This window comes from Paenibacillus sp. CF095, from assembly GCF_900101225.1.
Lineage (GTDB): Bacteria > Bacillota > Bacilli > Paenibacillales > Paenibacillaceae > Paenibacillus.
In genome coordinates this window covers 270,097-284,695 of sequence record NZ_FMZN01000005.1, presented here as the reverse complement: position 1 = coordinate 284,695, position 14,599 = coordinate 270,097, and the positions used below count along the sequence as shown (strand labels likewise).

Genomic DNA, 14,599 nt, shown 5'->3' with positions numbered 1-14,599 from the left:
TCTCTCGTCCCTCGCTTTGGTTGTATTTGTCTCTTCGGATTAAACATGAATTATATCAGTCTATCATCATCCAAAACAATGGAATGAGGTCTAATTCTATCTTAACTCCATTAACATTTTTGCACAGAAAAAATCCCCTGAATGACTACCCATTGGTTAGATCAAGGACGGTTCATTCGGGGATTTATGAGAATTAGTATTAGTATCTTTTCTTTAAGGATGAAACATCCAAATTACAACTTGATATTAGCCTCATCGAAGTATTCTTCCAGAGTTAACCCACTCTTCGCCACATCCGGTGCCAAATCTGTACCGATGTACCGGATATGCCAAGGCTCATAGACGTAACCTGTGGTATCTTCTTCACCTTGCAGATAACGGATGACATATCCGTATTCTGCAGCGTGTTCAGCCAACCACTGGCCTTCCTTCGATGTGCCAAATACCTCTTCCAACACATTGCCCACACTCGGGCTGGATACATCAATGGCAAGACCCGTCTGATGTTCGCTTCGGCCCGGCACAGAGCTCACGCGATCTGTGTATTCTTGACCTTTGGTTTTGACATTATTGTTATAGATGGATACCTGACGCTGATATGAACGATAACCGGACACCGCACGAAGCTCAATGCCATCCGCTTTTGCACCTGCAAACAACTTCTCCAGTGCCTCCGCTGCTTCCTTGCGCATATGCCGCTTCTCGTGTGGTTCGTCGAAGGAGAACGGTACATTCGGCTCTACCAGATCGTCCGGCTCGTAACCGTCAGGCAGACTCCGTTGCTTGTTCACAATAACGGTCATAGACTCGGCATTGGTCACCACGGATTTTGCATCAATTGTCGTTTGCAGTGCGCTGATACTGCGTTTCTCCAGCAATGGATCTTCCGCTGTCGCCCCGTTACCATTGTCCGAAGAGCCCTGCCCTTCGCCCGCTGAAGCATTCCCAGACTCGCTATCCGTGCCTTCACCGCTGTTGCCAGAAGATGATGTGTCATCGCCGCCAGCATTGTCGCCATCCGTTCCTTTATCCTCCGTAAAATGAACCGTTGTGCCGTCCGTCTCCTGTTGTGTGTTACCTGTTCCATTCGGATTCTGGCTCTCCTCTGTGCCTGAACCGTTCTGGCACGCGGCAAGCAATGCTCCGCATATCATCAATGAGGACAGCATAACCACCATACGGCGCTGTCTTCCTGTAGTTGATTTCATGTAAAAACTCCTATCGCAATAATATAAATGTTATATAGTCCTCTGCGTGCAGTGTTCCCTGCGACAGTATACCTTAATTGGGAGCGAAGCTCCACCGGTAAAGACGTCCTTTAGAAGAGATCCGAATGAACATATGCAGGCTGTACAGCCTGTATGATCGTTTTTTGGACTTTTAGAGCAACATCCCCGTGCTGTACACAAATAGAAGTGAAGTGGGAATATGCCTTCATATATCCAATATGCAAAAAAGCGATTATACCGAGATGCACTTTACTAATGAGCATTGGCATTGTTGGATAAAGACAAAATTCATCTTGTACCGGGAAATGAATTAAATCGAATAATGCAACATGCTGCAATAAAAACAAGCAGGGGTGATCTGAGATCTCCCCCGCTCTGATGGGTGCATCATTTGGTTGCCGGGCTGTCCGTCTTCTTCTGGACAGCCTGCCACATCCGCGCGGCTACACGCTCGCGGATCAAATCCAGCCCTGCGGTGGCCGGCACGCCCGGCAGCAGCGCCGTCAGCTCCGGCAACGCCGGCGGCTTGCCTGGCTGCGCGAGGCGCACCTCAACGGCGCCAAAGCCCGGCCCCGGCTGGTGCATGGCGCCGTCCGCGGCAGCCTCGGCGATCCACTCGCCGACGGCCGCGCCGCCTTCGCCGCCCCGCACTTGCGGGCGGCCAGCCGTTTCCGCTGCGCGGCCGGGGCCGCTGGGATCATGGGCGAGTTCCTCCGCCCATGCCCCCAGCACGCCGGCGAGCAGCGCTTCGCGCGGCAGGCCGGCGTGCGCCAGCTGCAACAGCGGCTCGGCCGCGAGGCGCGCGGCTACGGCGCGCTCAGCGGCCGCGGCATGCGCGCAGCCAGTGCGGCCGCAGGTGCACGCCACGGCCGCGCTGGCCGTTGCTGCGCCTGGCGAGCCATCGGGCGCTTGCGCAGCCGGCAGCAGCCCGGCAAGTTCCTCGGGCGCCGGGCCGCCGCGCAGCAGGGCGTACAGCGTCAGCGGGCGTTTGCGCAGCTGAGCCAGTACAGCCTCGCGCTGGGCTTCGCTCAGTCGCGCCGGCGTTCCCGTGACCGTGAACATGCCTGCGGCCGATCCGGTCTTGCCCTCAGCAGCGGAAGCGGAAACGGAAACTTCCTGGTCCGCTTCCGCTGCTGTATTGACTTCTGCTGTCCATCCACCGGGGGACATATGCAGCTCGATCTTCCATTTTTCGCTCACAATAATCCCCCTTTCTCAACATCTATATTCCTCTGAAAGTTCAAGGTCACAGCCACGTCTCACCCTGAAGTGAGATTAGACCACGCAGCTCATCATCCGACATCTCTGTCAGCCAGTTCTCACCTGAACCGACGACCTGCTCGGAGAGTGCCTTCTTGCTTTCGATCAGCTCATCAATCCGTTCTTCCAGTGTTCCCTGACAGATCAACTTATGCACCTGCACGTTGCGATTCTGTCCAATTCGGAATACACGGTCCGTCGCCTGATTCTCAACCGCAGGATTCCACCACCGATCATAGTGAACGACATGACTCGCCCGTGTCAGATTCAGACCCACACCTCCGGCACGAAGAGATAGAACAAACATGGACGGCCCCTCTCCTTTTTGGAAAGTCTCCACCATATCATCTCTTTGCGCCTTCGACACACCACCATGCAGGAAATAAGGTTCTTCCTCATATCGCTGTTTCAACCTCGATACCAGCAGATCTCCCATAGCGACATACTGCGTGAAGATCAGGGCCGATTCCCCGTTATCACGGATGGCGTCCAGCAGCTCAAGCAATCGTTCCATCTTACCGGATGCCTCTGCCTTACCGTGGTCTTTCCGATTACTGTCCGCCAGCACCGGATGATCACAGATCTGCTTGAGCTTGGTCAGGGAGGACAGAACAATCCCCTTCCGGGCAATGCCATTTCTGCCGTCCAGACCACCCATCAGATCATCCACCACACGCTGGTACAACACCGTCTGCTCCGGCGTAAGAGAACAATAGGATTTCAGTTCAAGCTTCTCTGGCAGATCCTTGCGAATATCCGGATCACTTTTCAGCCTGCGCAGCATGAATGGAGATACCAGTCGATGAAGCTCACGCAAGGATGCTGCATTTTCTTCGGATGGCCCCAGTCCCGTATACCGCTGGCGGAACGATGAAGCTGTGCCCAGGTACCCCGGATTGAGAAACTGGAAAATCGACCAAAGTTCGCTCAGCCGGTTCTCTACAGGCGTTCCCGTCATCGCAATACGATGAAGTGTAGACAAGCGCATGACGCTTTGCGCTTGTTTGGTACGGTAGTTCTTAATATATTGTGCCTCATCCAGCACAATGGTGGACCAGTGCAATGAAGCCAGATCCGGGCCATCTCTGCCTGCCAGATGATAGGTCGTCAGTACAATGTCATGCGTCTGCGCTTCTGCCTGAAAATCATTCCCGTGCAACCGTTGGCCGCCATGATGAATATATAGCGACAGATCCGGGGCAAACCGCTTCAGCTCACGCTGCCAGTTTCCAAGCAGCGAGGTAGGGCACACAATAAGTGCAGGCAGATGAACAGGCTGCTCATTCGTGTGCTGATCCGCCGGGAAAGAATCATCTGATCCATTCAGCAGCTCATTCTCGCGGGCTTCCTCTTCAGCCGCCTGGCGTTCCTCGTGTTTGCGGTCCAGCAGACAGGTAATTACCTGAATCGTCTTCCCAAGTCCCATATCGTCCGCGAGACATACGCCAAAGCCCAACTCGCGCATGGCGGATAACCATTGGTAGCCTCGTTCCTGATAAGGTCTTAGTTCACCATGCAATTCTGCCGGAACCTGACGAGGCTCAATGCTGCGAAGCACCTGTCCATCGAGCAGGAAAGCAAGCATCCCATCAGATTCGGCACCAAAGACGGAAAGACCCTTCCATGCGGAATCCTCCCCTTCATCCGCTGCCAGATGCAGCCATTCGGAGAGAGGCATGTATTGTTCTTCTTCTTTTTTCATATAACGCAGGACTTGGCGAATCTCTTTTGTATCCACTTCAATCCATTCACCGCGGAACATAACATACGGGACCGTGGATTCAGCGAGCGCTGCCAGTTCCTCCGCCGTGACCGGTTTACCATCCAGCATAGGCTCCGCCTTGAAAGCAACCAATTGTTCCATGCCCAGTGCCGATGTGGCTCCAGGCAACCGCTCTGTTCCCCGATTCAACATCTGCAAACGTAGTCCCGCACGACGTTTCCCGGCACGACTCCACCTAGAAGGCATGAGAACGGTTATCCCGGCCTTCTGCAAACGTGGAACTGCATGCGTGAGAAATTCGAAGAAACCCTGCTGCTCCAGCTTAATTTCCTCCGGACGGGCGGTAAGCAGCGCCGTCTCCAGTTCAGGTGCCAGTTCTGCTGCTTGCCCGAGTGCCATCAATAATTGCTCTGCCGCCGAGGTATATAACACCTTACCTCGGTCCAGATCTCGCTCCGGATGTGCCCAGATGGTCCGTGCAGGCAACCTCAGGCTTGGTTCCTGCTCACTGTCCACCCAAAAGCTTATTCCCCAGATCGTTTCATGTTCGCCCAGTGGAGGCTCCAAGCGGAGCACCAGCTTTAATTGGCCTTCAGCAGGCGCCATCTCTTCTGCTCCCACGATTGGCATTGACGTTCCACCAACTTCTTGCAGCGTATGAATAAACGCTGTCATATCGTCCGTCGGCCCTTGCACCGTCACAGGACGGAACATTGAGATCAGACTGTTCCACCAGAGTTCGGCTACTGGCGAAGATCCGCGTCGATATGGGGTGCGATAACGGGACAGTTCACTGTCCATGCCCTCCAGTTCACTTGTCACTACAGCATGAATCATGCCACTCATGAATGAAAATAATACCGCAGCCCCTGCTTCTTCACGCGTTTCTGGTTCCAATGAAGCATAAGCTCCAGGAGCAGCCAATCCAATTGGAGGCATCGCTTCTGCAAGATCGCGGAAGCGTTCGATGTCCTCCTCCTGCTGCAAGCGTGGCCGCCATACACCTGTTAATGTCTCTTGCCCGGTCCGTCGCCGTGCTCCGGTCTTTGCTGCGAATTCAGCCGATGGAGCAATTGCTCCCCGCAACAGCAGCTCCTGTGTGAACTGCGCTGCTTTGATCCAGTAACGCATCTCTTCTCCAACCTGAATTCCGGCTGCATTTAACAAACGGTCATCCCATTGCAGCAGCAACCTGAAGGCATCCTTAGGCGAGACTGCCAATCCTTCCAATGTGCGCCCCAGCAGCTGACGCCGCTTCGTGTTCTTGGCTTCAGCCTTGTTCCTCAGCGGATTCGGCCAGCGCAGCTCCGCAAGACGCAGAGCGGCAGGCTGAAACAGACGACCCCCGTCGCCAAAATTCAACCTTCTTACCACGTGGCTCCATGCATCCACACGCGGTTCCGATGTTTCACCGGAAAAACAAAAAAATACGTCACCAAGCCATACTCCATACAGCGATTGCATCATTAAAGTCTCCCGTCATCCCTTCGCATTGTTACTCTCCATCATATACGAAAATGACCGGATTTAAAAACCTTTGCCCATAAAAAGTGGTTATTTCGATGGTTAGGGCGTGTCTGAAAACGCCCTAGCGGCACAAAAAAATGTCCCTTCTCCCGAAAAGCGGATGAGGAACATTTGGGTAAACCGAAGGATTGTACTGAATATTGAAAGAATTACGGACCGTTATACTACTATGATCTGATCAAGCTGCCCAGTAATACATCCAGGTTCAAAATGCCTGCACGGTGATCTGCACAGAACCCGATTTTGTCAAAAACGCCAAGCATGAAACGGCGGTGTTCCTCAGCTGGTTCCTCGAAACGATCGTAACTTACGACAGAATCGACCATATCTACGATCAAAGGTACAAATCCACCTTTGTAAGGCACCACAATAATACGTGTAGAAGAGGTATCCTCCTGGTCTGGCATGCCTAACAATACACGAAGACTCACAACCGAAACGACCTTACCATACAACGAAGCAAAACCTCGGATCTCCGGGCTTCCAAATGGGACTGTTGTTACCTGCACCATCCTGATGATCTCATGAACTTCATCAATTCGTAGTGCAAAGATCTGGTCTCCTACCGAAAAATTAATATATTGCATTCCCTCGTCCATAGTTATCCCCATATCCTCTCATTCCGTATAATCAGATCATTATAAAATATAAAAACAAAACCATAAGAAGAGCACTTTATTTTGGCTAAGTGACCTGCTTGTGGTTCGCATTCACCAAGTCACCACAGGTACTTTCGTCCCATTAGATGTTACTTTGGTGTATCGGTTATTTTTGATCAAATGTTTAGGCTTCAGAGCAATTTTGCCAACTTCAACAGACGTTGCATTACGGTTGCTGTCTCCGCTCTGCTCATTTGCCCTATTATGGAGGGTGGTGGAAGTTAGTCGTTTTAGTATTGAGCGTAAGTAACCTGACATTGGATTGAAAAATTATATTCAAAAAAAAGACCAAAGATCAGCTTTATGCCGATTTTTGGTCTTTTTTTATCCCCATATATTATGGATCTGTTTCTATGTTTTCAAATACTTGGAACAAAAAAGCGATATTCCTGTGGATAACTTGTTTTATTACTCCAAAACGACTGTTTTATCGGATGAAAACACGAGTTATACCTGATTTGTGGATAAGTTGTGCACATATTGCACACATGTTGTGGATATCTTTGGCGTTTCATGTGGATATTCATTAATTTAATGTGGACATGTTGTGTATTTGTTTGTAAATCTGACGTAAAATCCGAATTTCCGCTTCAGTTATCCCTTACTGTGGACACGTTGTGGACATGCCCAATTTCCTTCACTGTAGTTATTCGACCAATTCACCCTGACGCATGATCAGCTTATCGTCGATATACACATCAGGCTTTTGCACAACCGCATCAATATGAACACCCGCAGCAATTGTTCCACCGAATGTGTTATTGCTGCCAAAGGCTACATGAATTGTGCCATACACCTTCTCATCTTCCAGCACTACACCCGTGATTCGTGCCTTGTTATTGGTACCAATACCGAATTCGCCGAGAAAACGACCGTCGCCCTCACCAAGCGTTTCCAGTAATTGAGCCCCATCTGGTCCTTCAGCTGACACCAACCGTCCTTCACTAACGGTCAATAACATCGGTTCACGGAGTGCCCCAATTCCAGCAACGGAACCATCTACAACAATACTGCCCTCGCCCTTGCCCTCAACGGGAGCAATATAGGCTTCTCCTGACGGCAAGTTGCCCGATTCACCAGGGTTCAAATACATACCTGTGCTTGGTACACCGTCACGATCTTCAATGGAAAAGGAAAGACTATGGCCCTGCTTCTCTATTCGCACATGGCGACCTGCGGTTAATAGAGCCGTTACCTTCTCTGTCAACGCCTTTACTTGCGAATATTCAGCTGTAATGGCTCCGTTCACAAACATATCCTCTGTCATACCAGGCATGGTTGCCACTCTGGTCCCTGAAGCAGCGGCTTTTTTGCGTGCCTGGGTATGTGTTAATGAATATCGCGTTACACACACAGCTACATCTGCTCGAATCATGGCCTCTGCAATCGGCGCAGGTGGCTCTTCTCCAGATCTGCTGCGTTCCTCCATAATTAACAGGACCGACTCTGCACCAAGTGCTTTGCCTGCCTCATAGATGGATTCAGCCAGATCCCGTTTCATATCGTCTGCGACAACTACCAGATTCTCTCCGCTGCGCAGTCCGAGACATTCCGTTAGCACATTTTTACTGATTTCCACACGTTGCTTGCTCATACATTCATCTCTCCTGTCTTTGGTTCAGCTCTCACAAGTCGACTTGACCCTTTCGACAATTGGCACGGGATTCCTGCATGTCCAAACCTGAACTCACCTTAAGGTATCGGCCCATTCGGCGAGAATTGCAGCTGTTTCCTTATACTGAAACGTCGGAAAGTAATGTCCATAGGGTACATCTATCCGTTTGACCTGTGAGTTCATATCCTGGGGATAGTGATATTCCCGATCTTGATTGGCCCATACAACTAATGCATTCTTGGCATAATGCTGACTTTCCATTTTCGCCCACAACGTTGATCTGGCGCCTTTCCTCTGACCCGAGTGAATCCAGCGCAACAAGTCTGCATGTGCTCCTGCAATGCGAGGGGATTGGAGACTGGAACGTATTCTCTTGCCCATGGTATGGGCCATAACACTGCTGTCGCCTACACCGCTATGTGAACTGAACATTTGATTCCAACTTTTCTCCGATCGTCCACGCAGCAGGGAGCGCATCACCCCTCTTGGCAAATGGGAAAGCCATCTTAGCACATTCGGATTCGAATTGTTGGCAACTGGCTGAAGCAAACCTAACCGAATGTCTGTCCGCCCGCTACGCATCTGTGCCGCAGCTGCAATAGCAGCCCCTATTGAATGGCCCACCAGCTTCACCGGACCTTCAAACTCACCAAGAACCGTAAGCAGTGCATCCACCTGACCTTCAAACGCTTCATCCCCCTGATGCACCGGGGACCGTCCGAATCCAGCGAGATCGATTAACCATACCGGGTTCCCGGTCCGGTCCCTAAGCTGTTTTCCTAACGGTAACATCTCATCCGCAGATTGAAGCAGACCATGTACAATAATCCAAGGCTCTCCCTTACCCTCCCAACCAAGCATAGCCATATCTCCGCTCCGTGACCGGGTATAATCTGTCGGAAAACCCTCAGGTAACGGCGTATAACGAAGACGATAATCCAGATCGGCTGTAACCAGCGGAAGCTGTTCCCGGATGTCCGGCCAGGATTGCCCCATACGTGTGAACAGAGCCTCCGTCTCTTCAACCGGGAATGACCTGTTAGTAATAAAAGCAACCGACTCCGCTGGAACACCACTGATACGTGTACCACCTGATTTCATGATCCATTGAATCCATGGTAGTGGCACAGCCCCTTTGGGCTTGGGTACGTCCAATTGCTGCGCCAAGAGTTGCAGCAGTTCCTTCATATTGGGACTGTCTTCCTTCCGCGCCAACAGTGGATAAGTTCCTCCAACTGGAGCAGCTTCCCTGGATAGAAAAACAAGCGTCTGTGCAACAATGTCATTCTCCACAAGCGGTAACCAATAGGATGAACCTCCCGGCACTACCGGCATAAGTCCTTTCTGAATCGCCTGAATGAGCAGTCCAATCCCACCCGTTTGCTCGGTTTCACCTGTGGGACGTGGTCCAACCACTGTACTCGGATTTATAACGGATAAGGGATAGTGATGCTGTTCTGCATGCTCGCGAATGTGCAGATCGGCATGGAACTTCATCTCTTCATATGCACTTTCATTGTTATCCACATGCTCAACCTGTAGATAATTCCCCTGTTCATTTCGCTCTCCATAAGGACTCATATAACCAACAACGTGGATAAAGTGTCTCAATCCATGAGTACGATGGATTTCCTGTGCTAGCTGTGCGACTTCTCTGGCCCCGTTCATAAATATCTGCTCAGCTACTTTTCGTTCCAAAGTGACGTCCATCGTTCCTCCCGCATGAATGATCACATTTGCTTCAAGAGCACGCTCCCGATCCGCTGGGGTAAGGCCAAGACCCGACATGGACAAATCACCTGTAATAAAAGTAATTCGGTCGAAATCCTTCACTCCATAAGCCTTCAGCACAGTTCTGGCTCGCTGTTCCGAACGAACCAGCAAGAGCAATTTTACGCCTCCCTGCGTGAGTTGTTTGACCGTTTCTTTGCCGATAAAACCTGTGCTTCCTGTCATAAAAATGGTCGTGGCTGCAATATCAGATTTTCTTATTACCTGATTCATGTTTGTTGAATTTGCTGCTGTGTTTACTTCATTGGATACACGGTTAGTATGTACAATCATTCTGTTACGGCTCCTTTTAGTACTATATAGTACTAGTTATATTCAAAAAAAGAGCTTCGATTAACGAAGCATCTGACAAAACGTACGTGCCGATTGTTCTATAATCCCAACATCACGGGCAGTTCCCGCTAGGATCAGTGAACCTTCCAATGCTGCAATAAACAACAACGCAGCCGGTCCCGGTTCGATTCCCTGGCGAAATTCACCACGATCCAAACCTTGCTGAAACAACTTCTCCACCATAGGTCTAAGCTCACGAAAGAATCTGGATATGCTTTCCTTCACTTGGGGTGCACTGTCTGGTGTCTGCATATATAACGTAACAAAAGGACAGCTCCCTTCGTAATTTCGGCCCTCAATACCTGCCGACAGCAATGCCATAAATGAGTAGATACGCTCCTCCACTCCTCGCTCACGCTGACTGAGCAGCAGATACAGCTCCGACTCATACTGGGCAATCCAGTATTGTACCACGGCCTGGAGCAGTTCCTCCTTGTTTTTAAAATGATAATAAATATTTGACTTCGATACCCCACTCACTCGCACGACTTCATCCATGCTGACGTAGCTGTACCCCTGACGCAGAAATAATTGTGCCGCCACTTCAACTGCCTTGGTCCGGTTCACCGGATTGGAACTCTTGGATTTGGCAGGTCCCGTGTTCATTTTTTGATTTGTCATATTTAGAACTATATAGTACTAGTTAAATAAAAACAAGTTTTTCTGTTAACAAAAGATGATCTCTTACTCCAACTACTCCATACTTGTCCACATTTAGAGTGTTATACACACAGGATATCCACATATAGTATTAACTCTGTGTTAAATACGTCATGAGATCATTAAACTACTTTTTGGGTTATCCACATGTATTCCAGTGAATAAAACAAAAAAAGGCCAACCAGAACGCACCCGGCTGACCCTTCGTACAATTCATTTTCCAACTGTTACTTTTGTTTCCCTGCTTCAAACCGAAGGTTTACTGTCCCCAGCAATAATCGGTTCGGTACCTTGAAGCGGCAATCTGTTCTCCAATCGGATGGCGACAAACAGGATTATCGTCACCGTAACACCGAGTGTTCCTAACAGCACGCCTGTATTCTCCTGCCCCATCAGGGACAACGGAAGTGCCAGTACCAATGGGACAACTGATCTTGTAAATTGAGTGGCGAACGTTGATCTCCCCGACCACTTCATGGTCTCTTCGCGGCTGCGTAAGTTATCAAACATGACAGACCTTTGCATAATACGAGTCCGGTTAAACACAAACCCAAGCATGAATCCACAGATTAACGACACCGCAAACACCTGTACCGTGCCAATGATGATATCGATCACGCCGATCAGTATAAATAGATACATTGGAATTCGGTGTTCCCACTTACGAATCAGCGTTGCAAGAAAGGCACCTAGCCCCATCGCTGCTCCGATGGCCCCGTAACGGGATGAGTCCCAATTGAAGATATCGTGGAACAAAATCGGTACGATAAAATTAATTGCTCCCAATTGCACGGTTAATACAACTACCGCCAATATGGTCATGTTCAGTACTTTTTTTCGCACGGCGTCGGAGTATGTAATCTGCGGAGCCTCCGTTTTTTCTTTCTGTATGTTCTGCTCAGCCTGACCGGATCGAGACAGAATCGGAATGAGCCATGGAGCCATCATACCGACAGCCAGTGTCACCATCAGTACCGTTGAGATCATTGGCAACCCGCCTATACTGAGTAAAACTCCACTTACGGCACTTCCTCCAAATGCACCAATCTGAATCGCAGTCTGCAAGTCATGCGAGGCCTTGTGTGATTTGATTTTCCCATCCAGCACCATCTGGGACATGTAGATTTCCAGGCTCTGATTGGTCAAAAACAGAATCACGGAGAATACGCCACCAATCAGATATAAGCCATACACATTGGTGTTGCCCGCAAATTGAATTAAAAACACAAGCAGAAACACAATACCCAGGATGCGTGCCAAGCTGAAAATCAGCAAGGGTCGTTCTTTAAGCGCAGTTTTGAGAAAAAAGCTATATTTTTGCAATAAAATAGGTACCAAACTCATGATCGTAATAATAATACTCAGATGAGTAATAGATCCGCCCTGCTCCAGTACAGACCAGATCAGAGTAATATTTAGAATCGTATCTCCACATAGGGTAATCGACAGAAATAGTATGAACAAAATAGTCTGTATCATTGAAGCTGTCTCACCTCAGCAACTTGCAAATCCAGCTTTTGTTCCAGAGATCTTGCGGCTTGTTTTACCGACTCGATGTCCTCAGGTCCCTCATATCGGGTACGCACAGACAGCAGACCTGTAATATCGAATCCTTTCGGAGCAGAATGGACCACTCTACCTTTGGCAGCCACTGGATAATAAGCCCGGTACCTGACATCATCTGCTGCCTCACCGCTGGCATTATTCAACACCTTGCCATCACGGTATACAAATTTGATACAGGTAGCACACTTGGGAGCTGTTCTTTTCGCAAAATGGACAGCCAACGTTTCCTCGCCCTGAAGACCATAAGCATGAGCGGTCACCAGATCAATCCCATACACATCACGTATATTGCGATAGACATGCCCACCACTGATACGACAGCTGAACTCCACCACTTTATACTCATCATTGGCGTTTTGTCTGGCTTCAACGTTAAACAGACCATTTTCAAGTTTCAGACCTGTGCATATCTGCTGAGCCATCTCGCAAAGTTCTTGTTCCACATTGGATTCTCCCTGAAAAGGTAGCGTATATTCGTCCTCTTCAAAGTACGGACCTGGCATTCTGAGCTTGTTATGTACTCCTCCCAGATAAAACCGTCCATTCACAACTACGCCATCCAGCGTAATCTCTTCCCCGGGCAGGAACTCTTCAATCAGCGCTATTGCAGGACATTCCTCATCAAAATATAGCCCGGATTGCGAAATGGCAAGTTGCGATATGCTATCGAAGGCCTCCTTCAATTCGGCAAGCGAATGAACGAGCGCAACATGGCTACTGGATGCGGCCAGTGTGGGTTTAATAATTACCGGATAGCCTACACTTGCTGCGGCTGTAACAGCCTCATCCAACGTATTTACGGCATAAAATTCAGGACAGGCCACGTCCTCTTGCTTCAGGAACTGACGCTGTCTGGACTTGTCTCTGGCAATTTCGGCCGCTTGGACAGGAATATCCTGTCTTCCCAATCCTTCATTTAATCTCGCATTTAGTACAATATCCGTCTCCTGCCAGGTAATGAAAAACGGAACGCCTATTTGTCTCGCCTGCACGATCATTTCTTCCACATTCTCATTCTTGGGAATATGCTGAACAGAACGAAAGCGAGGATCTTGTTCAAATCCAGAAACAGAGGTCCATAAATGGACCTCTTCGAAAATTCTTCCCAGAGCTTCAATATGATCCCCGTGCAGGGATAAGCCTTTTCTCATGAGCAAACCAACGGAGGAACGAGTCATGCCAGAACCTCTTCTTTCGGCTGCTCCACAAACTCCAAAGCGATAATATACAACGTTCCCTTCTCCCCGGCTTTGGAGGAGTGCACCGTATTAGCCGGAAGCAAAATGCGGTCACCTGGCGTGCAATGCAGTTCTCCTTCTTCTGTGAAGAAGGTAATATCTCCATTGATAATCAGAAGTGTCTCGTCTGTAGGATGGGTGTGGGATTTGTGCTCCCTGAATGGTGTATCTCTTTGAACCTCTACCGAACCGGTTACAGGCAGCAACTGCATTACAGCTTCTTCAAGTGTTATGTCAGACCCTTTAATATATTGAACTGAACTCATACTATTCCTCCTCATATGATGAAATGGGCATTGCGCTGTAGCAGAAACTTCATTGGTATCTGGAATAAAATATTGCAGCCACTCTCGATTATTCGGATTCCCATAGATCCCTAGATGCGGGAATGGATCAATGGCATCGTATTGCCGAAGCAAGCTTCGCACCAAATCCTTGGATTTATCTCCTTTTGGTGTTCCCAAGCCAATCGATTCAAAGACCCATCGTGGTTGAAAGGTAATCATGTATGTATTGGCATGTCTGCTCCTTCTCACCTCATGTGCTGGTGTATTACAAACGACAAAAATGGGTTCCCCATGAAAGCAAAATTCCCACAAAGGATCATTCTCTTCATTCGGTATGAATTCTGGCCATTCTTTCAAGTCGATGGTGTGCAGCCGGGTCAGGATGGACCAAAACGTATGCTGATATTCATGGATGGATAGATCCTTATTAATATTAAAAAATGTAACCATGGAGGTGTAGTTTCCGAAGCTCCTTGCCTGTTCCACATATTCTCTCAATGCCTTTGCAAGCTCTTCTATGGAATGGTCTTCTACATCATCCAAAAAGGAGAATCGCAACTCATTGCGGTTGAATCCCATGGAACCGAAAATGCAGGGAAACCGAGGGCTGTCACTGGTCATATCCTTTTCAAAATGCTCAAATTCCTGCTTTCTCCAATCATGACTATCCAATCTCTTCACATCAGCGTTATCTAGCAACAACCCAAAGCC

Annotated in this window: 10 protein-coding genes; all 10 read right to left on the bottom strand. The window is 49.1% G+C overall.

All coding sequences use genetic code 11. From position 1 onward, the window contains the following. Positions 1–233: 233 nt before the first annotated feature. A complete protein-coding gene (locus BLS69_RS27405; RefSeq protein ID WP_091038315.1) occupies positions 234–1,208 on the bottom strand; it encodes a M15 family metallopeptidase in 975 nt (324 codons plus the stop codon). Positions 1,209–1,616: 408 nt separating this feature from the next. After that, the gene (locus BLS69_RS27395; RefSeq protein ID WP_091038311.1) at positions 1,617–2,429 is read right to left on the bottom strand and encodes a hypothetical protein; all 813 of its coding nucleotides are present in this window, start codon (positions 2,427–2,429) and stop codon (positions 1,617–1,619) included. A gap of 46 nt (positions 2,430–2,475) precedes the next feature. Continuing rightward, positions 2,476–5,679, bottom strand: coding sequence for a DEAD/DEAH box helicase (locus BLS69_RS27390; protein WP_091038310.1), 3,204 nt, complete (start codon positions 5,677–5,679; stop codon positions 2,476–2,478). A 227-nt stretch (positions 5,680–5,906) separates the two neighbouring features. Beyond that, a complete protein-coding gene (locus tag BLS69_RS27385; RefSeq protein ID WP_176873076.1) occupies positions 5,907–6,338 on the bottom strand; it encodes a chemotaxis protein CheW in 432 nt (143 codons plus the stop codon). A gap of 706 nt (positions 6,339–7,044) precedes the next feature. Then, the gene (locus tag BLS69_RS27380; protein WP_091038307.1) at positions 7,045–7,992 is read right to left on the bottom strand and encodes an aminopeptidase; all 948 of its coding nucleotides are present in this window, start codon (positions 7,990–7,992) and stop codon (positions 7,045–7,047) included. Positions 7,993–8,085: 93 nt separating this feature from the next. Next, entirely contained in the window at positions 8,086–10,077 is a 1,992-nt protein-coding gene (locus BLS69_RS27375; RefSeq protein ID WP_091038306.1) for an alpha/beta fold hydrolase, read from the bottom strand. 60 nt (positions 10,078–10,137) lie between these two features. Continuing rightward, complete coding sequence (locus BLS69_RS27370; RefSeq protein WP_091038378.1) at positions 10,138–10,704, bottom strand: TetR/AcrR family transcriptional regulator; 567 nt, start codon at positions 10,702–10,704, stop codon at positions 10,138–10,140. A gap of 339 nt (positions 10,705–11,043) precedes the next feature. Beyond that, positions 11,044–12,276, bottom strand: coding sequence for an MFS transporter (locus tag BLS69_RS27365; protein WP_091038305.1), 1,233 nt, complete (start codon positions 12,274–12,276; stop codon positions 11,044–11,046). Further along, positions 12,273–13,541 carry an ATP-grasp domain-containing protein gene (locus tag BLS69_RS27360; protein ID WP_091038303.1) on the bottom strand — a complete coding sequence of 423 codons (1,269 nt, stop codon included), beginning with the start codon at positions 13,539–13,541 and terminating at the stop codon, positions 12,273–12,275. Before BLS69_RS27360 ends, BLS69_RS27365 begins: the two co-directional genes overlap by 4 nt. Beyond that, positions 13,538–14,590 (bottom strand): YqcI/YcgG family protein, encoded by a 1,053-nt coding sequence (locus BLS69_RS27355; RefSeq protein WP_091038301.1) that lies wholly within the window; start codon positions 14,588–14,590, stop codon positions 13,538–13,540. Before BLS69_RS27355 ends, BLS69_RS27360 begins: the two co-directional genes overlap by 4 nt. Positions 14,591–14,599 lie beyond the last annotated feature (9 nt).

Excerpts from the sequence above, each read along its gene's own strand:
- BLS69_RS27375 (WP_091038306.1), bottom strand. The coding sequence starts at position 10,077 with ATGATTGTACATACTAACCGTGTATCCAATGAAGTAAACACAGCAGCA.
- BLS69_RS27405 (WP_091038315.1), bottom strand. The coding sequence starts at position 1,208 with ATGAAATCAACTACAGGAAGACAGCGCCGTATGGTGGTTATGCTGTCC.
- BLS69_RS27390 (WP_091038310.1), bottom strand. The coding sequence starts at position 5,679 with ATGATGCAATCGCTGTATGGAGTATGGCTTGGTGACGTATTTTTTTGT.
- BLS69_RS27360 (WP_091038303.1), bottom strand. The coding sequence starts at position 13,541 with ATGACTCGTTCCTCCGTTGGTTTGCTCATGAGAAAAGGCTTATCCCTG.
- BLS69_RS27385 (WP_176873076.1), bottom strand. The coding sequence starts at position 6,338 with ATGGACGAGGGAATGCAATATATTAATTTTTCGGTAGGAGACCAGATC.
- BLS69_RS27380 (WP_091038307.1), bottom strand. The coding sequence starts at position 7,992 with ATGAGCAAGCAACGTGTGGAAATCAGTAAAAATGTGCTAACGGAATGT.
- BLS69_RS27365 (WP_091038305.1), bottom strand. The coding sequence starts at position 12,276 with ATGATACAGACTATTTTGTTCATACTATTTCTGTCGATTACCCTATGT.